Here is a 21,757-nt window from a genome sequence, read left to right as displayed (position 1 = left end):
TCGGGATGCGGGGTCAGATCTTCTGGAACGACATGGCTTTCAAGCAATCCATCCTGGCAGTGGCTGCCACGCCACGCGGCCGGCTGGCGACCCGCGTCGCCGGCGGCGTGGTCGCGGCGCTCGCGGTGTTCGGGCTGGCGGGGTATTTTGGCGGCCCGCCGCTGCTCAAATACCTGATTGAAAAGAACGCGACCGAGGCGCTGGGGCGCAAGGTCACGCTGGGCAAGGCCCACGTGCGCCCGTTCGAGCTGGCGGCCACGCTGACGGATCTCACTATCTATGAGCGCGACGGCAAGACCCCCGCGCTGACGCTGGGCGAGGCCGAGGCCAATACCTCGCTGGCCTCGGTCTGGCACCTGGCGCCGGTGGTGGACAACCTGCATGTCGACCGGCTGGCCGTGCACGTGCTGCGCGGCGCCGACGGCCGCATGAGCTTTGCCGATGTCCAGGACAAGCTTGCGGCCCTGCCGCCTAAGCCGCCCGATGCCAAGCCGGCGCGCTTCTCGGTCAACAACATCGCGGTCACCGGCACCAGCTTCAGCTATGACGACAAGCAGCTCGGGTCCAGCCTGCGCGTCGACAACCTGACGCTGACCCTGCCGTTCCTGTCGAACCTGCCGCATGACGTCGAGATCGTGACGCGGCCCACGTTGAGCGCGCAGGTCAACGGCACGCCGCTGGCGCTCGATGGCGAGGTGCTGCCGTTTGCCGATTCGCGCCAGACCCGGCTCAACGTCAACCTTGACGGCCTCGAGGTCGCGCGGCTGATGGCGTTCGCGCCGCCGTTGCGCGATGCCGAGGTCAAGTCCGGAAAGCTCGATACGCGCCTGACCGTGGCCTTCCGCCAGCAGAAGGACACGCAGGAGATGCTGGTGATGGGCACGGCCGCGTTGCGCGATGCCGAGGTCGTCACGCGCGCCGGCCAGCCGCTGGTCAAGAGCGGCCGCCTGGCGGTGGATATCGGCAAGCTCGAGCCGCTGGCCCACCGCGCGCAGCTGCGCAGCGTGGAGATCGAAGGGCTCGGCGTGGAAGCCGCGCGGCGCGCGGATGGCTCGCTGAACCTGGCCACCGCGTTCCTGCCGAAGGCCGTCAGCAAGTCCACCGATGGCGTGGCGCCGGCACCGGCACCGGCGGCACCAGCATCCGCGCCCGTCGCGGCGTCAGGCGCCCAGGCAACGCCCGCGGCGCCGCCAGCCACGGCAGCCAAGGACGTGCCATGGCGCTACGCGGTCGACCGCATCGTCGTGAAGCAGGCCAGGCTGGGGTTTGAGGACGCGCTGGCGCCGTCGGGCCCGGGCAAGCTCGCGCTCGGCCCGCTTGATGCCGAGGTCAAGGGCTTTGCCGGCACGGAAGGCGACAAGCCGGCCCGCATCGACGCCACGCTGACCGTGGCCGACGGCCAGACGCTGCACCACACCGGCGACCTGTTGCTGCGCGACGGCACGCTGGCCGGCACGCTGGAAACCACCGGCCTGCGCCCGCAAGGGTTTGCCGCGTGGTGGCCGCACGAGCTGCGCAGCCAGTTCGGCGAGACCGCGGTCAATGCCGAGCTGCACTACCGCATGGCGTGGGCCACGCCGCAGTTCCAGTTCGTGCTGGAAAAGTCGCGGCTGGAGCTGGCGCCGCTCTATGTCGCGACGCGCGAGCCGGTGACGATGCCGGTATCCGCGGCCGCCCGCGCCGGCGCTGACGCGCAGGAGCGGGCTACCGCCAACGGCAACGCTGGTCCCCGTGCCAGCCGCCGCCAACGCGAGCGCGCCGCCGCCGACCGCGAAGGCGCCAACCTGCCGCTGCTGCGTGCGGAAAAGCTGGTGCTGGAAGATATCCAATTCGACCTCGCCAAACAGACCTTCGCCACCAGCCAGGTCACGCTGGCGCAGCCGCAGATCGCCGCCACGCGCGACTACCACGGCCAGCTGATCGAGATGGCGCGACTGTGGGCCACGGAATCGGCACAGCAGGCGCGCGCCACGCCGCGCCAGGCCGCACCGGCCGCAGCCACCACCAACGGCGCGCCAGCCCCCGGCGGCTGGAAGGCCAACATCGGCAAGGTCACCGTTGACGGCGGCAGCGCGCGCCTGGCGGACTACCAGCCAGCCGAGGCCAACCGCGGCCGCCCGGTGATCCACGAGTTCCGCAATATCGCGCTCGCCACCGGCGCCATCGCCTGGCCGCTGACGCCGGCGGCGGTGCCGGTCAGGCTGCATGCGGAGTCAGGCCAGCGCGGCGTGATCGGCGTGGACGGCTCGGTGCTGCCGACTGTCCCGGCCAGCCGCCTGCAACTTGACCTGCGCGAGGTGGAAATGCGCCCGCTGCAGCCCTACCTGGCCGACCGCTTCAATGCCGCGCTGCGCAGCGGCACGCTGACGGTCAAGGGCAAGCTCAATGTCGATGCGCCCACCGGCAAGCCTATCGCGGCGCAATTCGCTGGCAACGTGCTGTCCGGCAACGTGCGCACGGTCGACCGTATCAGCGGAGACGACTTCCTGCGCTGGCGCTCGCTGGCGGTGTCGGGCATCGACTTTGCCATGGACGAGAGCAAGGGGCCGATGCGCGTGAGCCTGGGCAATGTCGCGCTGTCTGACTTCTATGCCCGCGTGATCCTGAACGCCAACGGCCGCCTGAACCTGCAGGACGTGATGGCTGGCGGCGCCGCGAAGGGCGAGGCAGCGCCGTCCACCAGCCTGACGCAGGCCAGCCCGGCATCGGCGCCGGCAACGCCGCCGGTGCAGGTCGGCGATACGCGCACGGCCCAGGTCGAGCAGAAGCCGGGCGGGCCCAAGCCGCAGGTGCGCATCGGCGGGGTCTCGCTGGAGAAGGGCAACATCAATTTCTCGGATTTCTTCGTCAAGCCCAACTACTCGGCCAACCTGACCGGCATGAAGGGCAAGGTGTCCAAGGTGTCGTCGGGCGACCCCACCCCGGCCGACCTGGTGCTGGATGGCCGCATCGATGACGATGCGCCGGTCAATATCAGCGGCAAGCTCAATCCGCTGGGTGAGCAGCTGTTCCTGGACATTGCCGCCAAGGCCTCGGGCGTGGAACTGACCCGGCTCACGCCCTATGCGGCCAAGTACGCCGGCTACCCGATCACCAAGGGCAAGCTGACGGTGGACGTGGCCTACAAGATCGAGAACGGCGAGCTCGATGCGAGCAACCACCTGTTCCTGGACCAGCTCACCTTCGGCGAGCGCGTCGACAGCCCGGATGCGACCAAGCTGCCGGTGCTGCTGGCGGTGTCGCTGCTGAAGGACCGCAACGGCGTGATCGACGTGAACCTGCCAGTGTCGGGCTCGTTGTCGGATCCGGAGTTCAGCATCGGCGGCGTGATCGTGCGCGTGATCGTCAACCTGCTGACCAAGGCGATCACGTCGCCGTTCTCGCTGATCGCCTCGGCCTTTGGCGGCGGCGGGGGCGAGGAGCTGGGCTATGTCGAGTTCGCGCCCGGCACCGCGACGCTGACGCCGGCGGCCAAGGACAAGATCACCAAGCTGGGCCAGGCGCTCAATGACAGGCCGTCGCTGCGGCTGGAAATCAGCGGCCGCATCGACCCGGCCACCGACGAGGCCGGCGCGCGCCGCGCGTGGCTGGATGCGCGCGTGGCCGAGCAGAAGCGGCGCGACCAGCGCGACAGCGCACAGGCGGGCGGCGAGGCCGGCAACGACGAAGCCGGCGAGCAGGGCGCCGAGATCAAGGTTTCGAAACAGGAATACCCGAAGTACCTGGAGCAGGTCTACAAGCGCACTTCCATGAAGAAGCCGCGCAATTTCGTCGGCTTCACCAAATCCCTGCCGCCCGAGGAAATGGAAAGGCTGCTGATGGCCAATGCCACGGTCACCGAGGCCGACCTGAAGCGCCTGGCCGAGCAACGCGCACTGGTGGTCAAGCAGTCGCTCGAGCGCGAGGGCAAGGTGCCGGAAAGCCGGCTGTTCCTGACCGCGCCCAAGCTCAGCGCCGAGGGCATCAAGGACAAGGGCGCGCCCAACCGCGTGGACTTCTCCATCCGCGGGTAGACGCCGGGGGAGACGATTCGCAAGGCCGCCCGCCGCATGGCGGGCGTGTCATGCCATCACACCGCGAGGCGCCCCGATCTCACGTTTCGCCCCACTGCCTCAGCAGATTGTGATAGCACCCCACCAGCGTCCTCCGGGCGCCCTCGTCGGCGCCGGTCTGGTTCAAGGTCTGGATCGCATTGTCCATATCGAACAGCATCGCACGCCGGGCGTCGTCACGGATCAGGCTCTGGATCCAGAAGAAACTGGCCAGCCGCACGCCGCGCGTGATCGGCGTGACCTGGTGCAGGCTGGTGGCGGGATAGACGACCATGTCGCCGGCCTCCAGCCTGACCGAATGGGCACCGTAGGTGTCCTGCACCTGCAATTCGCCGCCATCGTAGCTGGCCAGCTCCGACAGGAACAGCGTGGCCGAGATGTCGGTGCGCAGCTTGCGCCCGTCGTACGGATGGATGCGCACGCTGCCGTCCACATGGGTGCCGAAGGTCATCCCTTCGCTGTAGCGGTTGAACATCGGCGGATAGACGATGTTCGGTAGCGCCGCGCTGATAAACAGCGGATTGCGCTCCAGCATCGACAGGATCAGCTGCTGGCACTCCCGCGCCACTTCCGAGCGTTCGTCGATTTGCTGGTTGAACTTGACCGGCGCGCCCGAGTAGCCGGCGGTGACGCGCCCGTCCACCCAGGCATCGCCGGCCTGCTCCAGGCGCTGGCGCAGCGCGCCGACCTGTTCGGCGCTGAGGACTTTGGGGATGACGACTAGCATGGGGCTCCTGGCGCCACGACCGGCGGCGCCGAGGGGCCGCCAGCCGCGGGTTACATCCGGTAGGTGAACGAAAGCATCGCCGTGCGGCCGGTGCCGGGTACGGACCGTCCGCCGTCGGACTGAATCAGCGCATCGTAATACTTCTTGTCGAAGATATTGAACAGATTCAGCCGCACATCGTACTTCGGCTGGTGGTAGGCCAGCATGCCGTCCCAGCGCACGAAGCTGCCCACCTGGACGGTGTTGGTGTTGTTGGCAAAGCGTTCCGACATATAGAAGGCACCGCCGCCGATTTCCCAGTTGGGCAGGAAGGCGTAGCTGGTCCAGGCGGTGGCGGTGTGCTTCGGCGTGTTGGTCGGCACCTTGCCGGTGGTGTTGGCGGCAACACCGTTGACGATCTCGGCATCCAGGTAGGTGTAGCCGGCGAACACCTGCCAGCGGTTGGTGATGCGCCCGGTTGCGCCCGCGCGGAAGCCGTTGACGCGGATCTTGCCGCTCAGCGCATAGGTGGTGGCGTCGATCTGGCTGCGGGCGTTGTCCTTGGTGATCTGGAAGATCGCCGACGTCAGCGACAGGTCGCCGCCAAGCAGATCCCACTTGCCGCCCGCTTCATAGGACTTGTTCTTTTCCGGGTCCAGGCTCGGCTGGCCCACGGTGCCGGTCAGCTGCTCCAGCGACGGGTTGAACGAGGTGCCATACGACACGTAGTAGGACTGCGCCTCGGTAGGCTGCCAGATGCCGCCCAGGCGCACGCTGGTGAAGTTGACCGTCTGCTCGGCATTGGCCAGTGCGGTGTTGCCCCGGGTGTTGGTCGAGTTGACCGAGTTGGTGATGCTCGCGATGTAACGGTCGTAGCGCACGCCCGCCACCGCCTTCCATTGCTTGCTGAACTCGATCGAGTCGTTCAGGTAGGCCGCCAGCGTATTGGCCGAACCGCCCTGCAAGTTGCCGGTGCTGGTGGGCACGTTGCCAGGCGAGGCAGTGTAGCCGGGATTGACCAGCGGCTCGCAGGCCACGAACCCGGAAGTGCCAGCCGCGGCGGTCGCGGTGGCAGCGGGGTTCAGCGGCACGCCGTTGCAGCTGCCATTGCGGAAGTAGTTCTGGTTGTTGTAGCCGTCGTGGCCCACCTCGGCCCCGACCAGCAGCGTGTGCTTGACCGGCCCGGTGTTGAAAATCGAGGTCAGTTCGGTCTGGTTGAAGATCGAGTAGTCACGGATCTTGCGGTCATGGCTCTGCAGGCGCACAGAAAGCTGGTCCAGCGGCAGCGTGCTGGTGGTGAGCGGCGTGAAGCCCCTGGCGCTGACCGAGCCAACCGAGTTGGGCGCGGTCTCCCGGGCATCGGTCTCAACGTAGTTGAACTGCGTCTGGTTGCGCAGCCGCAGGTTGGGCGAGAACTTGTGCGTGATGCCGGCGTTGAGCGACGCGATGTCCTGGATGGTGCGGTCGTCGGTGAAGCCGTAGAAGGTATTGCGGTCGACATTGGTCGGATGGCCGTTCAGGTTCGAGAAGCCATAGTCCGGCATGTCGCGGTTATGCTGCAGCAGCGCCGACAGCGTGATCTCGGTCGAGGTGCCAATGCCGGTGCGCCACGACGGCGCGATGCCAAAGTCCCGCACTGTCATCTCGTCGCGCGTGCTCGGCTTGCCGTCCTGCGCCATGGCCGAGATGCGGAACGCCGAGGTGTCGCCCGTGGGCGTGTTGTAGTCGGCGGTGGCGCGCACCAGGCCGTTGGTGGTGACCGAGCCGGTCACCTCGGTGGCGGCCTTCAGCGTCGGCTTCTTGCTGACCTGGTTGATCACGCCGCCGGTGGAGCCGCGGCCGAACAGCATCGACGACGGCCCCATCAGCACCTCGACCTGCTCGAGCGCGAAGGTATCGCGATAGTACTGGCCGCGGTCGCGGAAGCCGTCCAGGTAAATGTCGGTCCGCGCCGAGAAGCCGTTCAGGTTGATGTTGTTGCCGATCTGGCCGCCTTCGGCACCGCCGATGGTGATACCCGGCACGTTGCGCAGCGCATCGGCCAGCGAGCTGACGCCTTGCGATTCCATCAGCGCCTTGTTCACCACGGTGACCGACTGCGGCACGTCGCGCAGGTCGGCGGGCAGCTTGCTTAGCGACGCCTTGCCGGCGTTGAAATCGCCGCGGGAGGCCTCGCCATTGACCACCACTGGCGGCAGCGTGGCGGCCGGCGTTGTCTGCGTGGTGGTGGCGGAAGGTGCGGGAGCTTGCTGGGCGAGGGTGGCGGCGGGCGTGGCGCACAACGCGAGCAGCGCGGTGGCAATGGGGGTGCGGCGATTCATGGTTATGGTCTTGGTCTACCCCTGCGGTCGGGGCCCAGCCGTCCTACGCCGCCACGCACGAATATGCCTGGGCCGGTGTTGCGGGAAAAGGGGGGGCAAAATGAGGTCTTCCTCTGGGCGAGTCGGAATATAAATGCGAATGATTGTTGTTGCAATTCGCGTTGTGTTGCCGACACAGACAATTCAGACTGTGGGTCAATGTATGGAGTAATAGTCATTTGCAATATTAAGTGCGCTATTAGTAATTTTTGAATAGGTCCCGTATATTGGGAGAGCCTGCGGCGGCGCAAAAACGACCCCGGCGCAAAACAGCGACCATACATTTGCTCGCAAACCGGAAATAACGACTGAAGAAAATAAGCGGTGGCTTCGGGAAACACCCGCTCAGGGCGGATTTCCTGATCGTGAACGATTCTCGGGCTGACTGGACGGCGGCGCACCGCGCGGCGGTGCAGCAAGCAAGCCCGCGAAAACCGGTATGATTCGGCCCGGACAATCCGTTCCATAGCCGATTCAGGAGTGTGTTTTGCAGCAGGATCAACTGGAAGCCGCCGTCGCCTACAAGACCTGGGTGTGCGTGATCTGCGGCTGGGTCTACGACGAAGAACAGGGCTGGCCGGAAGACGGCATCGCCCCCGGCACGCGCTGGGAAGACATCCCCGAGGACTGGCGCTGCCCGGAATGCGACGTCGGCAAGGCCGAATTCGCCATGATCGAGCTGTAACGCCGCAGGCACTTCCCTGTCCGGCTGATCCTTCCAGGCTCAGCCCTGGGCTTGCGCCAGCATGGCAGCAAGCAGCACATTGGCGCCCGCCTCCAGATGCTCGGGCCTGGCGTCCTCGATCTCGTTATGGCTGATGCCGTCCTTGCACGGCACGAAGATCATTGCCGTCGGCGCCACCCTGGCCAGGTAGACCGCGTCGTGGCCCGCGCCGGTAACGATGTCGCAATGCGTGTAGCCACGCGCCGCGGCCGCCCGCCGGACATGCGCCACAAGCTCGGGCGCGAAGGGCGTCGGCTCGAAGCGCTGGATTGCTTCGACTTCCACCGCCAGCGCGGCACCTGTGGTGCTGCCGCTGGCCAGTGCCGCGCACGCTGCGCGCAGCCTTGCTTCCATCCGGTCAAGCTGGCCGCCATCGAGATGGCGAAGGTCGACGCTGAACTGCACCCGCCCCGGGATGACGTTGCGTGAAGACGGGTGGACATTGACCACCCCGACCGTCCCCCGCCCATTGGGGGCAAAGTCGTTCGCAATCTTCGTCACTTCCTGGAACAGGAACGACGCGCCATGCAGGGCGTCCCGGCGCAGCGGCATGGGGGTGGGGCCGGCATGCGCCTCCATGCCAGTCACCGTGACGTCATACCAGCGCAGGCCAAGCGACCCCGTCACCACGCCGATGACCTTGTCCTCAGCCTCGAGGATCGGGCCTTGCTCGATATGCGCCTCGAAGTACGCGCCAACCTTATGGCCGACCGGCGCGGTGCCCGCATAGCCGATCGCCGCGAGTTCGCCGGCAACGGACTTGCCGGCGTTATCCGTTGCCGCCAACGCGGTGGCCTCCGGGAAAACGCCGGCGAACACGCCCGATCCCATCATCACCGGCACGAAGCGCGCGCCTTCCTCATTGGTCCAGATCGCCAGTTCCAGCGGCGCCTCGGTGGTCAGGCCGTGGTCATTGAGCGTGCGCATGACTTCCAGCCCGGCCATGACGCCATAGCATCCGTCGAACTTGCCGCCGGTGGGCTGGGTGTCGATATGGCTGCCGGTCGTGACCGGGGCAAGCGCGTCGTTGCGGCCCGCCCGGCGCCCGAAGATATTGCCCACGCGATCGATGCGCACCGTCAGGCCGGCCTCTCGCATCCAGCCGGTGACGAGGTCGCGCGCCTGCCCGTCCAGCGCGGTCAGGGCCAGGCGCGCATTGCCGCCCCTGGGCGTGGCGCCGACCTGCGCCAGCTCCATCAGCGCTTGCCACATGCGTTCGCCATTGATCGTGATTGCGTTCATGCGCCCGCTCCTGACTGTTGGATGCCGCCGAAGAAGGCCTTTGCATTGGCGGCGAGCGATTCGAGGTGGTAGCCGCCCTCCTGCACAATCAGCGTGGGCAGGCCCAGTGCGGCAACGGCGCGGCCGAGGCGGGCGAAGCCTTCGGTGGACACATCCACCAGCGACTGCGGATCTTCGCGGTAGATGTCGAAGCCGAGCGACAGCACCAGCGCGTCTGCCTGGAAGCGTTCGATGGCGCCGCGCGCCGTGTCCAGCTTGTCGAAGAAGACGGACTCGGGCGAACGGTGCGGCATCGGCAGGTTGAGGTTGTGGCCGGTGCCCGCGCCGCGGCCGTGCTCATCGTCGAAGCCCGCGACCACCGGATAGAAATTGGTCGGGTCGCCGTGGATCGACACGTAGAGCACATCGGCCCGGTCGTAGAAGATCTCCTGGATGCCCTGGCCGTGGTGCATGTCGGTATCGAGGATGGCCACGCGGCCAAAGCGCGCGCGCAGGGCCTGGGCGGCGATCGCGGCATTGTTCAGGTAGCAGAAGCCGCCCGCCGCGTCGCGCCGGGCATGATGGCCCGGCGGCCGGCACAAGGCGTAGGCGCTGCGTTCGCCGTCCAGCAGCGCCAGGGCGCCGGCCACCGCGCTCTGCGCCGACCAGTAGGCCGAGCGCCAGGTGTTCAGGCCCACCGGGCAGCTGCCGTCGGCGAGATAGCGCGCGGCCTGCGCCAGCACGCCGCGCAGGGCGTTGGGCTCGCGCACGAAGATATTGGACATGACCTCGTCGCCCCAGTCCTCCGGCAGCTCGCGCCAGCTGGCATGGGCGTCCTGCAGGAACTGCAGGTAAGGCTGGTCGTGCACGGCGGCGAGCGGCGCGAGGCCGTGGTCAGCGGGGGCGTGGAGCGCGAAGCCAAGCGCCTCTGCCGCCTGCACCAGCCGCTGTGCCCGCGCGGGCAGCTCTTGCGGCGAGCGCATCTTGCCGCGCGAGTAGTAGCTCTGCGGATGGTGCAGCAATTGCTCGGGATGGAAAAACGTCAGCATGGGGTTGGCAATGTCCGTGGAAGGGCGTCAGGCCTGCGCGGCTTGCGCGGCGGGTTGTGGTTGCTGGCGCTGGCGTGCATCGATGCAGGCGATGCACAGCAGCGACACGCCGGCCAGCAAGGTGTAGAACACCGCCAGCGGCCACCATTGGCCCTGGAAGCGCTGCGCGAGGATGGTCCCCACCAGCGGTGTCAGCCCGCCCGCCACCGCGCCGCAGACCTGGTAGGACAGCGAGATCGCCGAGTAGCGCACGCGTGTTTCGAAGACTCCGCTGACAAAGCCCGCGATCACCGAATAGAAGCTCGCCATGCACACCACCGCCAGCGCGATGCCGAGCACGATGGCCGGCGCCTGGCGCGTCTGCACCAGCAGGAACATCGGATAGGGGGAAGCCATGGCCAGCAGCGCGGCCAGCTTGAGGAAGCGCGCGCCGCCAAGCTTCTCTGCCAGCCAGGCGGCCAGCGGCTGCGCCAGGAACTGGATGATGGCGACGGCGAACAGGCAGTCGAGGATCAGCGTCCTGGACAGCGACAGGTATTGCGTGGTGTACGCAATCATGAAGGTATTGGTGAAGTACACCCCCGCAATGCCGATGGTATTGGCGCCGATGCACAGCAGCACCGGCACGCGGGCCGTGCGCCAGACTTCGGCAATCGGCAGCCTGGCGGTCTTGCGCTGCGCCTGCACCTGCGCGAACTCGGGCGATTCGTTCACGCCCAGCCGGATCGCCACGCCCACCAGCAGCAGCGCCGCGCTGGCCAGGAATGGCAGGCGCCAGCCCCAGTCCATGAACACGTCGTGCTCCATCGATGTCACCGCGCGGAAAGCCAGCAGCGACAGGATCAGGCCGGCCGGGCTGCCGAGCTGCGCGAACGAGGCGAAGAAGGTGCGGCGGCCCTTGGGGGCGTGCTCGCCCGCCATCAGCACCGCGCCACCCCATTCGCCGCCCACGGCGATGCCCTGCACCACGCGCAGCAGCACCAGCAGCACCGGCGCGATGGCGCCCGCGGTGGCGTAGGTCGGCAGCAGGCCAATGCCGATGGTGGCCACGCCCATCATCATGAGCGTGGTCATCAGCGCCTTCTTGCGGCCGATGCGGTCGCCCCAGTGACCGAACACGATGCCGCCGAGCGGACGGGCAAAGAAGCCGACCGCGAAGGTGCCGAATGACGCCAGCGTGCTCAGGAAGGGATCGCCGCCGGGGAAGAACAGCGGGCCGAACACCAGCGCGGCGGCGGTGGCGTAGATGTAGAAGTCGTACCACTCGATCATGGTGCCGACAAAGGCGGCGGTGGCGGCGCGCACGGGCTGGCGCGTGCCGGAAGGGGACACTTGCATGGACTGGCTCCTCACTATGTTTGTGCCGCTGCATCAGGGGCAGCTGTGGGAGGAGTTATCGCCCGTTGACAAACATCAGTCAAATTTCTAATATTTATTTTTAATATAACCTGAATTTATACGTTGGCGTGATGGAGCGTTCTGCCCTGGACCGGGCCCTGCTGACCGACCGGCTCGACTGGAACCTGCTGCGCACCTTCCTGACCATCGTCCACGAGCGCAGCCTGAGCCGCGCCGCGGTCCGGCTGCATATCACCCAGCCGGCGGTGAGCCTGGCCTTGCGCCGGCTCGAAGAGCATCTGGGACACACGCTGATCGAGCGGCGCGGCAGCAATTTCCGCCTGACCCGGGCCGGGGAAGAGGTGCTGCGCATCGCCACCGATGTCTATGGCAGCGTGGCGCGGCTGGGGGCGGAACTGGCGGAGCAGCAGGATGAAGTCAGCGGCCTGCTGCGGCTGCTGACCGTGAGCCGGATCCATTCCGGCGTCTATGACGAATGCCTGGCCGCGTTCCATCGGCAGCATCCGCGCGTCACGCTGCAGGTGGACGTGATGCGCAGCACCGAGATCGCAGACGCGCTCGCGCAGAAGGCTGCCGGCGTGGGCCTGAGCCTGTACCGGCAGTCGGGCCGGCAGTCGGGCGACGGGCTTGAGCACATGCTGTTCCTGCGCCAGCGCTACGCCATCTTCTGCGGGCGTCACCACCGGCTGTTCGGGCGCACCGGGCTGGCCATCGCCGACCTGCTGGCCGAGAATTTCGTGTCGTTCAGCAGCGACCAGCTTGGCGACGTGCTGGCGCCATTGGCCGTATTCCGCGACCAGCACGGTTTTTCGGGCCGCATCGTCGCGACCTCGCCCAGCCTCGATGAAATCCGGCGCCTGGTGTTCGCCGGCTATGGCATTGGCTGCCTGCCGGAACACATCGTGGCCGACGATGTCGCCCAGCAACGGCTGTGGCGCCTGCCGCCCGAAGAGGGCGTGGCCGATATCGACATGTACCTGCTGTGGAATCCGGAGCGGCGCCAGACGCCGGCCGAGGCGGCGTTCCTCGAGCACTTCCGGCACTACGTGGCGCGCTATTCGCTGATGGAGCGGCTGGGAGAGTCAGTGAACGCACCGCTGGCGGCGTTGCGTGTGCCGACGGCGTGACGGGCGATTGCCCGGTTCGCGTACCGGGCAAGGTGCAAGCGGGGTCTTGCTACTGCTAGCCGTGCCGTCGCAGCGTATGCCGGCACAGCCCCGCGCGTTGCCGTTGTGCAGCGCAGCGCCGGTAGCGCATCCGGTACGGATGGCTGCAGCGCCAGATGGCCCGCAAGACGGTAATGAACAGCAGCGCCGCCATGACGGCAGCGAGCAGGCCGATCGACATAACGGCCCTCCTCCCCAAAAACCGTCTGTCCGACCTCTGCGGGGTCAGATCAGCAGCGGTAATGCCTCTAGCACCAACACCGCAACCAGTGCGCCGATCAGGGCGCCCATGGTCCGGCAACTGATGCGCAGGAATTTGGCGGTCACCGGGATCGAACCCATGGCGATCACGCCTACCAGCGCCATCGGAATCAGGAATACAAGATCATGCGCGGTGAAGTGCATGGTGGTCTCCTGTCTCTCTTTTGTGATTCCAGTATAGGCAGTGTGTGCCCGATGCACGGCTGCGAGCATCGGGATTGTCCCGAACCCGCGCGCTGCAGCTACCAACCAGGTATCGATGCGCGCACATAAAGCCGTGCAGGCGTTGCGCTGCGTACGCATGCCTCACGTTTTTCGCCATGCGAACCCCGAAGCGCGAAACACGTGTCCTATGCTGATCAGAGACGCGGGGCCCCGTTCCCATTCCAGTCCAATGCCCCGCAGACCGAGAGAGACGGAGGTGGCTATGGAACTTCACATGCAATCGCACCACTACGTGCGGCGGCAGCCGGACTGGACCGCGGCAGCGGTCTCGGGGCTGGCGGCCGGGGCGTTGCTGCTGGTGCTGGAGCTGTTCTGGTCGTCGATGGTGTCGGGCGTGAACCCGTGGGTAGCCACGCGCATGATCGCCGGGATCCTGATGGGCCAGAGCGTGCTGCAGAGCGCAACGTTCACCGTCGGCACCGTGGCCGCGGCGCTGGTGATCCATTTCGTGCTGGGTGCCGTGCTGGGCATGATCCTGGCGGCCATCATCGCGCCATTCACGCTGGATTCGAGCCTGGGCATGGCAATGCTGGCGGGCGCCGTATTCGGCCTGGTGGTGTACTTCTTCAATTTCTATGTGATGACGCGGGCCTTCCACTGGTTTGTCGAGGTGCGTGGGTGGCATACGTTTATCGGGCACCTGATTTTCGGGATGGCCGCGGCGGCGTGCTACTGGAAGCTGGAGAGCAAGGACGTATCGCACTGACAATCGCATCGGGGCAGGGCGCGGTGAGCGCCCGCACATGACGGTTGCATTGCGCGCGCCAGCCTCTGGGCGGATACGTGCGCAACGCCTGCGGCGGCCGGAACCAGGGGTTCCCGCCGCCGCTTTTTCCCGCGCTGCGCGCTTGTGCAGTGCGACACCAATGCATTGGCATGTCGCCTTGCAGTGACCTGACGGCATGCACTAGTCTTATGTCTACCTGCGTGACTTGCACATCCCTCGCCGCGCGCGAGTAGGAGGGTGGATATGGCGTTGGCCATCGCACTCGTAGTCATGGTCGTCGCTTCGGTGCTCTTCCATTTCCTGAGCCCGTGGTGGGCGACTCCGCTGGCGTCCAACTGGAAGCAGATGGACGACACGTTGACCATTACCCTGGTCATCACCGGCATTTTCTTCATCGGCATCAACCTGTTTGTCGGCTACATCGTCTGGCGCTACCGGCATGAGGCGCCGCACCCCAATGGCGGCACCGGCCACCGCGCGTCCTACCACCCGGAGAACAGCAAGCTTGAACTGTGGCTGATCGGGGGCACCACGCTGGGCGTGGTGGCATTGCTGGCGCCGGGCCTGTTCGTCTACGCCGACTACGTGCGCCCGCCGCGCGACGCGATGGTGATGGAAGTGGTGGGGCAGCAATGGTCCTGGGCCTTCCGCTTTCCAGGCAAGAGCGGCCAGCTGGGTGCGTCCGATCCGCGCTTTGTCACCGGCGCGAATCCGCTCGGGCTGGACCCCGACGATCCGCGCGGCCTGGACAATATCGTGATCGTCGGCCCGGAGGTGCACCTGCCGCTGAACAAGCCGGTCAAGGTGCTGTTGCGCTCCAAGGACGTGCTGCATGATTTCTATGTGCCGCCGTTCCGCGCGCGCATGAACATGGTGCCGGGCATGGTGACGTCGTTCTGGTTCACGCCGACGCAGACGGGCCGTTTCGACGTTCTGTGCGCGCAGCTGTGCGGCGTGGGGCACTACAACATGCGCGGCACGGTGGTGGTGGAAGAACCGGCTGCGTACGAGGCATGGCTGGCGAAGCAGCAGACCTTTGCCATGACGCTGGCGAAGGCCGCGGCACCGCCGGCGGCAATGGCAGCTGCCGCACCCGGCGCAGCGGGCGACGCCGGCACCGTCGAGAAGGGCCGCGCGCTGGCGCAGAGCAAGGGCTGCGTCGGCTGCCACAGCATCGACGGCAATCCGGGCGTGGGGCCGACCTGGAAGGGCCTGTACGGCAAGACCGAGACCTTTGCCGACGGCAGCAGCGCCAAGGTGGACGATGCCTTCCTGCACAAGGAGATCACCGACCCGCATGCGCGCCTGGTCAAAGGCTTCGGGCCGGTGATGCCGAAGTTGCCGATGAGCGAGGACGAGGTCGCTGCGCTGACCGCCTATATCAAGTCGGCCGGCAGCGGCGCGGCGGAAGCTGGCACGGTGGCGCCGGTACCGCCCGCGGATGTGCCCGCCGGCCCGGCTGCCGCGACCAGCGCCGCCACCACGGCAACCGCCGGCTCTGGCGCGCCCGCTGCCACGCCCGGGGCCGCGTCCGGCACCTATACGACTTCGACGGCCGTGGCCGTGCCGCCCTCGGCGGCGCCCGCGCCCGCCAGGAAGTGAGGAGACCCGCATGGCTTACGCCGACGATGCCGCCCATCACGCGCCGCAGAGCTTCTGGACCCGCTATGTCTGGAGCCAGGACCACAAGGTGATCGCCGTGCAGTACACCATCGTGGCGATCATGGTGGGCCTGGTGGGCGTGGCGCTGTCCAACCTGATGCGCATGCAGCTCGGCTTCCCGGGGCGCTTCGAGTTCATCGACGCCAACCGCTACTACCAGTTCGTCACCATGCACGGCATGATCATGGTGATCTACCTGCTGACCGCGCTGTTCCTGGGCGGCTTCGGCAACTACCTGATCCCGCTGATGGTAGGGGCGCGCGACATGGTGTTCCCCTTCCTCAACATGCTCAGCTTCTGGGTCTACCTGCTGTCGGTGATCGTGCTGCTGACCAGCTTCTTCGTGCCCGGCGGACCCACCGGCGCGGGCTGGACGCTATACCCGCCGCAGGCCATCCTGCCCGGCACCCCAGGCCATGACTGGGGCATCATCCTGATGCTGGTGTCGCTGGCGATCTTTATCGTCGCGGCCACCATGGGCGGCCTCAACTACGTCACCACCGTGCTGCAGGCGCGCACGGAAGGGATGACGCTGCTGCGCATGCCGCTGTCGGTGTGGGGCATCTTCATGGCCACCATCCTGGCGCTGCTGGCGTTCCCGGCGCTGTTCGTGTCGGCGGTGATGATGCTGCTGGACAAGACCCTCGGCACCAGCTTCTTCATGCCGGCGATGGTATCGATGGGGCAGCAGCTGTCGTACAAGGGCGGCAGCCCGCTGCTGTTCCAGCACCTGTTCTGGTTCTTCGGCCACCCCGAGGTGTATATCGTCGCGCTGCCTGCCTTCGGCATCGTCTCGGACCTGGTCAGCGTGCATTCGCGCAAGAGCATCTTCGGCTACCGCACCATGGTGTGGGCGATCCTGGCGATCGGCGTGCTGTCGGTGGTGGTGTGGGCGCACCACATGTTCGTCAGCGGCATGAACCCGTACTTCGGCTTCTTCTTTGCCACCACCACGCTGATCATCGCCATCCCCACCGCGATCAAGGTCTACAACTGGGTCATCACGCTATGGCGCGGCGATATCCATTTCACCGTGCCCATGCTGTTCGCGATCGCCTTCATCAGCACCTTCGTCATCGGCGGCCTGACCGGGCTGTTCCTGGGCAATGTCAGCGTGGATATCCCGCTGTCCAACACCTACTTCGTGGTGGCGCACTTCCACATGGTGATGGGCGTGTCGCCGATCCTGGTGGTGTTCGGCGGCATCTATCACTGGTACCCGAAGGTAACGGGCCGGATGCTGGACGACAACATGGGCCGGATCCATTTCTGGGTCACCTTCGTCGGCACCTATGCCATCTTCTTCCCGATGCACTACCTGGGCGTGCTGGGCATGCCGCGCCGCTACTACGCCTACGAGAACTACGCCTTTATCCCGGAATCGGCGCATGTGATGAACATGTACATCTCGGTGGCCGCGTTCATCGTCGCAACGGCGCAGCTGCTCTTTGTCTTCAACCTGGTGTGGAGCCTGTGGCATGGCCGCAAGGCCGACGCCAACCCGTGGCGCGCCGCCTCGCTGGAATGGCAGACGCCGCAGACCCCGCCCGCGCACGGCAACTGGGGCCCGCACCTGCCGGTGGTGTACCGCTGGGCCTATGCCTACAGCGTGCCGGGCGCGCGCGAGGACTTTATCGCGCAGAACGCGCCGCCGGAAGAGGGCGGGGCCGAGCCTGAACCGCATGCCAGCCGCGGAGCCGTCGCATGAACGCCGAAGCCCTGTACAAGGTCAGCCGCGACGATTTCGGCGGCAATCCGTCCGACGAGAATGCCGCCAACCACCGGCCGCGCGGGCGCGCCCCCGCAAGCATCGGCCTGTGGGTGTTCATGGGCGTGGTGACCTCGCTGTTTGCGCTGTTCCTGACCGCCTATGCGCTGCGCATGGACAGCCCGGACTGGCACCGCATCGGGCTGCCCTGGCAGGTGTGGCTGTCCACCGCGCTGCTGGCCGCGGGCAGCGTGGCGATGGCAGTGGCGTCGCGCGCCGCGGGCCGGGGCGAGATGGCCGTGGCCAGGCAGGCGCTGCGCCTGGGCGGTCTGGGCGCGGCCGGCTTCGTCGCCTCGCAGCTGTGGGCCTGGCAGGCGCTGGGCGCGATGCAGGTGATGCCTGCCGGCAACCCGGCCGGCAGCTTCTTCTACCTGCTGACCGCGATGCACGGCCTGCACGTGCTGGGCGGCCTGGCCGGCTGGGGCTTTGCCATGTCGTCACGCGGCAGCGGCGAGGCCGTGGTGCTGCGCATGCGGCTGTGCGCGCGCTACTGGCATTTCCTGCTGGCGGTGTGGGTGGTACTGCTGGCGGCGCTGGGGTGGCTCACGCCCGAACTGGTGCGCTATATCTGCGGCACGGCCTAGCGGCGGCGGCAGCAAGGAGGACCGGCATGTCAACGCAACTGTCTTCACCATCGGGCACACCCGGCGTGGCGCCTGCGCCCCAGGTGGGCGGCGTGCGCGGCCTGCTGGCCGACTGGTCGTCGGACCAGCAGGCCTTCAAGGTGTCGTGGGGCAAGGCGATGATGTGGATCTTCCTGCTGTCCGACACCTTTATCTTCAGCTGCTTCCTGACCGGCTACATGACCGTGCGCATGTCGACCACGGTGCCGTGGCCCAATCCCAGCGAGGTGTTCGCACTGCACGTGGGCGGCGCCGACATCCCGTTGCTGCTGATCGCCATCATGACCTTCGTGCTGATCAGCAGCAGCGGCACCATGGCGATGGCGGTCAACTTTGCCTACCGGCGCGCGCGCCGCGAGTGCGCGCTGTTGATGTTGGTGACCGCGCTGTTCGGCATGATGTTTGTCGGCATGCAGGCCTTCGAGTGGACCAAGCTGATCGTGGACGAGGGCGTGCGCCCGTGGACCAACCCGATGGGGGCGGCGCAGTTCGGCTCGACCTTCTTCATGATCACGGGCTTCCATGGCCTGCATGTGTCGTGCGGCGTGGTGTACCTGCTGATCGTGGCCACGCGCGTGCTGCGCGGGCGCTACGAGGCCACCGGCAACTACCAGATCGTGGAGATCGCGGGCCTGTACTGGCACTTCGTCGACCTGGTCTGGGTGTTTATCTTTGCGTTGTTCTATCTCTGGTGAGGGCGGCCATGGCATCGAATCCGGCAACTCCCGCAACCCCGGTGACGCCAGCGCATGGCTCCGGCCCGGATGCCGGCCATGCCGCGCACTCCGGCCAGCAGCATCCCATCGGGCTGTACCTGAAGATCTGGGCGCTGCTGTTCGTGCTGTCGACGCTGTCGTACCTGGTCGACTATTTCCATGTCACCGGCTACCTGCGCTGGACGCTGATCCTGGTGTTCATGGGGCTTAAGGCGGGTCTGATCGTGGCAGTGTTCATGCATATGGCATGGGAGCGCATGGCGCTGATCTGCGCCATCCTGGTACCGCCGCTTTGCCTGCTGGTGCTGGTCTGGCTGATGGCGGAAGAAGCCAATCACACTTTCCTCACGCGCGGCCTGTTCTTCCGCTGACCGGCCGCGCCGCTGCCGGATGTCAACGCGGAACGGAAGCCGAGCCCATGCACGCTGCCACGCAAGCCATCCTCACCTTCAACCATGGCCGCGATCCCGAGCGGCTGACCCGCAAGCTTGCGGCGATCGCCGCGGACCCGTTTGCCTTCTTTCGCGGCACCAACCATCTCTATGCCGCATCGCTGCGCGATGAGGCGGCAATGTGTGATGCGCCCATCACCTACGTCTGCGGCGATCTGCACCTGGAGAACTTCGGCAGCTTCAAGGGCGACAACGGGCTGGTCTATTTCGACCTGAACGACTTTGACGATGCCCTGGTCGCGCCGCTTACGGTGGATGTGGTCCGGATGCTGTCGAGCGTGCTGGTGGCCGCCGGCCAGCTGGGCCTTTCCGAGGCCGGCGCCATGCGCGCCTGCGAGGCCATGCTGTCCACCTATGCCGCCGTGCTGCAGACAGGCAAGCCTCGCTGGCTCGAGCGTGCCACCGCGGTCGGCATGGTGGCCACGCTGTTGCGCCGGGTCAAGGGCCGCAAGCGCGGCGCGCTGCTGGCCGAGCTCACCACGGTGCGCAAGGGCAAACGGCGCCTGGTCTGCAACAGCCGCCATGCGCTGCCGGCGGACAAGCCGGTCCGTGAGCGCGCTCGCGCGATCCTTGCGGCCTACTCGAAGCAGGGCCATCATGGCCACCGCCTGGCCCTCGACGATGCCGCGCGGCGCGTGGCGGGCATTGGCAGCCTCGGGCTGGAACGCTATATGGTGCTGGCGCGGGATGAACTGAGCGGCATGCAGCGCCTGGTCGACATCAAGCGCGCCGCGCCGAGTCCATGGCAGGACCTGCCCAGCCTGTCCCTGCCACCCTGGGGCAGCGATGCAAGGCGGGTGGCGGCCGTGCAGCAAGTCATGCAGGCGGCTTCGCCGGCGCTGCTGTCGGCTGTCGACATGGGCAAGGCTTCCTATCTGGTCAAGAGCCTGCAGCCAACCGCTGACCGCGTCGACCTGGCGCATTGCAGCAACTTTGCAGCGTTACGCGAGTTGCTGGGCACCATGGCGCATGCCGCGGCGTGGGCGCATCTGCGTGGCTGCGGGCACCAGGCCGCGGACCGGATCGAGCAGCTGCAGGCGTTTGCCGGCGGCACCCGCTGGCGCACCGGCGTCCTGCGGCTGGCACGGCATGGCTGCGCGGTGTCGGTGGCGCAGTGGAAGGCGTATGCGGACGATTACCGCGAGGCGCGGGGAGGGTGAGCGGGGGCCGAACGGGGGAAGAAGGGCGCTGGCGCCGCTCAGGCAAGCGTGAACGGCGCCAGCGTCAGGATGGTCAGGCCTGGGTGATGAACTTGGTCACCAGGTAGCCGTCGAAGGTCTCCTGGCCGCCTTCGCTGCCGATGCCAGAATCCTTGATGCCGCCGAACGGGGTTTCGGCCAGCGCCATGCCGAAGTGGTTGATATTGACCATTCCGGCTTCCAGGCCGTTGGACACTTCGGTCGCGGTCTTCAGCGAGTTGGTGAACACATACGACGCCAGGCCAAAGGGCAGGCTGTTGGCGCGGCGCAGCACCTCGGCCGTGTCCTTGAAGCGCGTCACCGGCGCCACCGGGCCGAACGGCTCGTCGGTCATCAGGCGCGAGTCGTCGGGCAGGTCGGTGACCACGGTGGGCGCGAAGAAGTAGCCCTTGTCACCCAGGCGCGAGCCGCCTGCCACGACCTTGCCGCCGCGCTGGCTGGCATCGTCCAGGAACTGCTCCATCGACAGCACGCGGCGCTCATGCGCAAGCGGCCCCATCTGGGTGCCGTCTTCCAGGCCGTTGCCCACCTTGATCGAGCCGATCACCTCGGTAAAGCGCGCCAGGAAGCGGTCATAGGCCTTCTCCTGGACGTAGAAGCGCGTCGGCGACACGCAAACCTGGCCGGCATTGCGCAGCTTGAAGCGCGCCAGCATCTCGGCGGCGGGGTCGATGTCGGCGTCGTCGAACACCAGCACCGGCGAATGGCCGCCCAGCTCCATGGTCACGCGCTTCATATGCGCGCCGGCCAGCGCCGCCAGCTGCTTGCCCACCGGCACCGAGCCGGTGAACGAGATCTTGCGCACGATCGGCGATTCGATCAGGTAGGTCGAGACCTCGCTGGGCACCCCCCAGACGATGTTGAGCACGCCCGGGGGCAGGCCGGCATCATGGAACAGCTGCGCCAGCGCCACCACCGCGCTGGGCGAGTCTTCCGGGCCCTTCAGGATCAGCGTGCAGCCGGCACCGAGCGCCGACACGATCTTGCGGATGGCCTGGTTGAACGGGAAGTTCCACGGCGTGAAGGCGGCGCACACCCCGATCGGCTCGCGCACCACGATCTGGCGCACATTGGGCTGGCGCGGCGGGATCACGCGGCCATAGATGCGGCGGCATTCCTCGGCGTGCCAGTCGGCGTGCTCGGCGCAGACCATCACTTCGCCGACGGCCTCGGCCAGCGGCTTGCCCTGGTCCAGCGTGATATTGCGGCCGATCTCCTTGGCGCGCTCGCGGGTGAGCTCGCCCACGCGGCGCAGGATCCTGGCGCGCTCCAGCGGCGAGGTCTTCTTCCAGGTTTCAAAGGCGCGCTGCGCGGCGGCCAGCGCGCGGTCCAGGTCGGCGCGGCTGGCATGCGGCAGCTTGCCCAGCACTTCCTGCGTGGCCGGGTTGATGACATCCTGCTCGCGCCGGTCGCCTCCCTTGATGAATTCCCCGTCGATATAGAGGGCGAGATCCTGGTACATGCGTGTTCTCCTGGTGGGCGGTGAA

18 protein-coding genes are annotated in these 21,757 nt (G+C 67.0%); 10 read left to right on the top strand and 8 right to left on the bottom strand.

The features are described 5' to 3' along the window. Positions 1-5: 5 nt before the first annotated feature. Positions 6-4,013 (top strand): DUF748 domain-containing protein, encoded by a 4,008-nt coding sequence (locus AC07UK_RS13490; RefSeq protein ID WP_494687110.1) that lies wholly within the window; start codon positions 6-8, stop codon positions 4,011-4,013. Between the two features lie 79 nt (positions 4,014-4,092). Here AC07UK_RS13490 and AC07UK_RS13485 read toward each other — a convergent pair whose 3' ends face one another. Further along, positions 4,093-4,779: a Fe2+-dependent dioxygenase gene (locus AC07UK_RS13485; RefSeq protein ID WP_494687109.1), complete on the bottom strand. Its 687-nt coding sequence runs from the start codon at positions 4,777-4,779 to the stop codon at positions 4,093-4,095. A gap of 50 nt (positions 4,780-4,829) precedes the next feature. Further along, on the bottom strand, positions 4,830-7,079 hold the full coding sequence (locus AC07UK_RS13480; RefSeq protein ID WP_494687108.1) for a TonB-dependent receptor: 2,250 nt from the start codon (positions 7,077-7,079) through the stop codon (positions 4,830-4,832). A gap of 526 nt (positions 7,080-7,605) precedes the next feature. Between AC07UK_RS13480 and AC07UK_RS13475 the strand changes: the two genes are divergently transcribed. Then, positions 7,606-7,803 (top strand): rubredoxin, encoded by a 198-nt coding sequence (locus AC07UK_RS13475; protein WP_011617624.1) that lies wholly within the window; start codon positions 7,606-7,608, stop codon positions 7,801-7,803. A gap of 39 nt (positions 7,804-7,842) precedes the next feature. Here AC07UK_RS13475 and AC07UK_RS13470 read toward each other — a convergent pair whose 3' ends face one another. From AC07UK_RS13470 to AC07UK_RS13460, 3 genes are read right to left on the bottom strand one after another with little or no spacing between them, the layout of a single operon-like run. Then, the gene (locus AC07UK_RS13470) at positions 7,843-9,084 is read right to left on the bottom strand and encodes a Zn-dependent hydrolase (RefSeq protein WP_436224918.1); all 1,242 of its coding nucleotides are present in this window, start codon (positions 9,082-9,084) and stop codon (positions 7,843-7,845) included. Continuing rightward, positions 9,081-10,112, bottom strand: a complete 1,032-nt coding sequence (locus tag AC07UK_RS13465) for a histone deacetylase family protein (RefSeq protein ID WP_436224919.1) — start codon at positions 10,110-10,112, stop codon at positions 9,081-9,083. Before AC07UK_RS13465 ends, AC07UK_RS13470 begins: the two co-directional genes overlap by 4 nt. A gap of 27 nt (positions 10,113-10,139) precedes the next feature. Further along, the gene (locus tag AC07UK_RS13460; protein ID WP_494687107.1) at positions 10,140-11,450 is read right to left on the bottom strand and encodes an MFS transporter; all 1,311 of its coding nucleotides are present in this window, start codon (positions 11,448-11,450) and stop codon (positions 10,140-10,142) included. 131 nt (positions 11,451-11,581) lie between these two features. Between AC07UK_RS13460 and AC07UK_RS13455 the strand changes: the two genes are divergently transcribed. Further along, positions 11,582-12,598, top strand: coding sequence for a LysR family transcriptional regulator (locus AC07UK_RS13455; protein ID WP_018308810.1), 1,017 nt, complete (start codon positions 11,582-11,584; stop codon positions 12,596-12,598). A 55-nt stretch (positions 12,599-12,653) separates the two neighbouring features. Here the strand turns inward: AC07UK_RS13455 and AC07UK_RS13450 are convergent, their stop codons facing one another. Both AC07UK_RS13450 and AC07UK_RS13445 read right to left on the bottom strand, forming a co-directional pair. Continuing rightward, the gene (locus AC07UK_RS13450) at positions 12,654-12,818 is read right to left on the bottom strand and encodes a hypothetical protein (RefSeq protein WP_010811070.1); all 165 of its coding nucleotides are present in this window, start codon (positions 12,816-12,818) and stop codon (positions 12,654-12,656) included. A gap of 44 nt (positions 12,819-12,862) precedes the next feature. After that, positions 12,863-13,042 carry a hypothetical protein gene (locus AC07UK_RS13445; protein ID WP_041228702.1) on the bottom strand — a complete coding sequence of 60 codons (180 nt, stop codon included), beginning with the start codon at positions 13,040-13,042 and terminating at the stop codon, positions 12,863-12,865. A 283-nt stretch (positions 13,043-13,325) separates the two neighbouring features. Here AC07UK_RS13445 and AC07UK_RS13440 point away from each other — a divergent pair, with 283 nt between their 5' ends. The 7 genes from AC07UK_RS13440 to AC07UK_RS13410 all read left to right on the top strand — a co-directional run bounded on the left by AC07UK_RS13440 (position 13,326) and on the right by AC07UK_RS13410 (position 20,231). After that, positions 13,326-13,829, top strand: a complete 504-nt coding sequence (locus AC07UK_RS13440; RefSeq protein ID WP_041228701.1) for a membrane protein — start codon at positions 13,326-13,328, stop codon at positions 13,827-13,829. Positions 13,830-14,093: 264 nt separating this feature from the next. Further along, positions 14,094-15,452: a c-type cytochrome gene (locus AC07UK_RS13435; protein ID WP_436224920.1), complete on the top strand. Its 1,359-nt coding sequence runs from the start codon at positions 14,094-14,096 to the stop codon at positions 15,450-15,452. Between the two features lie 10 nt (positions 15,453-15,462). Beyond that, complete coding sequence (gene ctaD / locus AC07UK_RS13430; RefSeq protein WP_436224921.1) at positions 15,463-17,220, top strand: cytochrome c oxidase subunit I; 1,758 nt, start codon at positions 15,463-15,465, stop codon at positions 17,218-17,220. Then, positions 17,217-17,864: a cytochrome c oxidase subunit 3 family protein gene (locus AC07UK_RS13425; protein ID WP_436224922.1), complete on the top strand. Its 648-nt coding sequence runs from the start codon at positions 17,217-17,219 to the stop codon at positions 17,862-17,864. The genes ctaD and AC07UK_RS13425 overlap by 4 nt, the downstream gene beginning before the upstream one ends. Before the next feature lie 26 nt (positions 17,865-17,890). Next, on the top strand, positions 17,891-18,598 hold the full coding sequence (locus tag AC07UK_RS13420) for a heme-copper oxidase subunit III family protein (RefSeq protein ID WP_013953643.1): 708 nt from the start codon (positions 17,891-17,893) through the stop codon (positions 18,596-18,598). 8 nt (positions 18,599-18,606) lie between these two features. Beyond that, the gene (locus AC07UK_RS13415; protein WP_013953642.1) at positions 18,607-18,990 is read left to right on the top strand and encodes a cytochrome C oxidase subunit IV family protein; all 384 of its coding nucleotides are present in this window, start codon (positions 18,607-18,609) and stop codon (positions 18,988-18,990) included. A gap of 47 nt (positions 18,991-19,037) precedes the next feature. Continuing rightward, positions 19,038-20,231, top strand: coding sequence for a DUF2252 domain-containing protein (locus AC07UK_RS13410; protein ID WP_436224923.1), 1,194 nt, complete (start codon positions 19,038-19,040; stop codon positions 20,229-20,231). Between the two features lie 73 nt (positions 20,232-20,304). On the opposite strand, the gene AC07UK_RS13405 is transcribed toward AC07UK_RS13410, so the two are convergent. Beyond that, the gene (locus AC07UK_RS13405; protein WP_011617618.1) at positions 20,305-21,732 is read right to left on the bottom strand and encodes an NAD-dependent succinate-semialdehyde dehydrogenase; all 1,428 of its coding nucleotides are present in this window, start codon (positions 21,730-21,732) and stop codon (positions 20,305-20,307) included. Between the last annotated feature and the right edge of the window lie 25 nt (positions 21,733-21,757).

It is taken from the genome of Cupriavidus sp. GW821-FHT07C08 (genome assembly GCF_059419025.1).
The sequence above is the reverse complement of the archived record's forward strand: the minus strand, read 5'-3'. Positions and strand labels throughout refer to the sequence as shown.

What these genes read in the sequence shown, in the direction of transcription:
- AC07UK_RS13410 (WP_436224923.1), top strand. Translation starts at nt 19,038, where the DNA reads ATGCACGCTGCCACGCAAGCCATCCTCACCTTCAACCATGGCCGCGAT.
- AC07UK_RS13490 (WP_494687110.1), top strand. Translation starts at nt 6, where the DNA reads ATGCGGGGTCAGATCTTCTGGAACGACATGGCTTTCAAGCAATCCATC.
- AC07UK_RS13415 (WP_013953642.1), top strand. Translation starts at nt 18,607, where the DNA reads ATGGCATCGAATCCGGCAACTCCCGCAACCCCGGTGACGCCAGCGCAT.
- AC07UK_RS13460 (WP_494687107.1), bottom strand. Translation starts at nt 11,450, where the DNA reads ATGCAAGTGTCCCCTTCCGGCACGCGCCAGCCCGTGCGCGCCGCCACC.
- AC07UK_RS13445 (WP_041228702.1), bottom strand. Translation starts at nt 13,042, where the DNA reads ATGCACTTCACCGCGCATGATCTTGTATTCCTGATTCCGATGGCGCTG.
- AC07UK_RS13435 (WP_436224920.1), top strand. Translation starts at nt 14,094, where the DNA reads ATGGCGTTGGCCATCGCACTCGTAGTCATGGTCGTCGCTTCGGTGCTC.
- AC07UK_RS13450 (WP_010811070.1), bottom strand. Translation starts at nt 12,818, where the DNA reads ATGTCGATCGGCCTGCTCGCTGCCGTCATGGCGGCGCTGCTGTTCATT.
- AC07UK_RS13420 (WP_013953643.1), top strand. Translation starts at nt 17,891, where the DNA reads ATGTCAACGCAACTGTCTTCACCATCGGGCACACCCGGCGTGGCGCCT.
- AC07UK_RS13425 (WP_436224922.1), top strand. Translation starts at nt 17,217, where the DNA reads ATGAACGCCGAAGCCCTGTACAAGGTCAGCCGCGACGATTTCGGCGGC.
- AC07UK_RS13455 (WP_018308810.1), top strand. Translation starts at nt 11,582, where the DNA reads ATGGAGCGTTCTGCCCTGGACCGGGCCCTGCTGACCGACCGGCTCGAC.
- AC07UK_RS13470 (WP_436224918.1), bottom strand. Translation starts at nt 9,084, where the DNA reads ATGAACGCAATCACGATCAATGGCGAACGCATGTGGCAAGCGCTGATG.
- AC07UK_RS13480 (WP_494687108.1), bottom strand. Translation starts at nt 7,079, where the DNA reads ATGAATCGCCGCACCCCCATTGCCACCGCGCTGCTCGCGTTGTGCGCC.
- AC07UK_RS13485 (WP_494687109.1), bottom strand. Translation starts at nt 4,779, where the DNA reads ATGCTAGTCGTCATCCCCAAAGTCCTCAGCGCCGAACAGGTCGGCGCG.
- AC07UK_RS13405 (WP_011617618.1), bottom strand. Translation starts at nt 21,732, where the DNA reads ATGTACCAGGATCTCGCCCTCTATATCGACGGGGAATTCATCAAGGGA.
- ctaD (WP_436224921.1), top strand. Translation starts at nt 15,463, where the DNA reads ATGGCTTACGCCGACGATGCCGCCCATCACGCGCCGCAGAGCTTCTGG.
- AC07UK_RS13440 (WP_041228701.1), top strand. Translation starts at nt 13,326, where the DNA reads ATGGAACTTCACATGCAATCGCACCACTACGTGCGGCGGCAGCCGGAC.
- AC07UK_RS13465 (WP_436224919.1), bottom strand. Translation starts at nt 10,112, where the DNA reads ATGCTGACGTTTTTCCATCCCGAGCAATTGCTGCACCATCCGCAGAGC.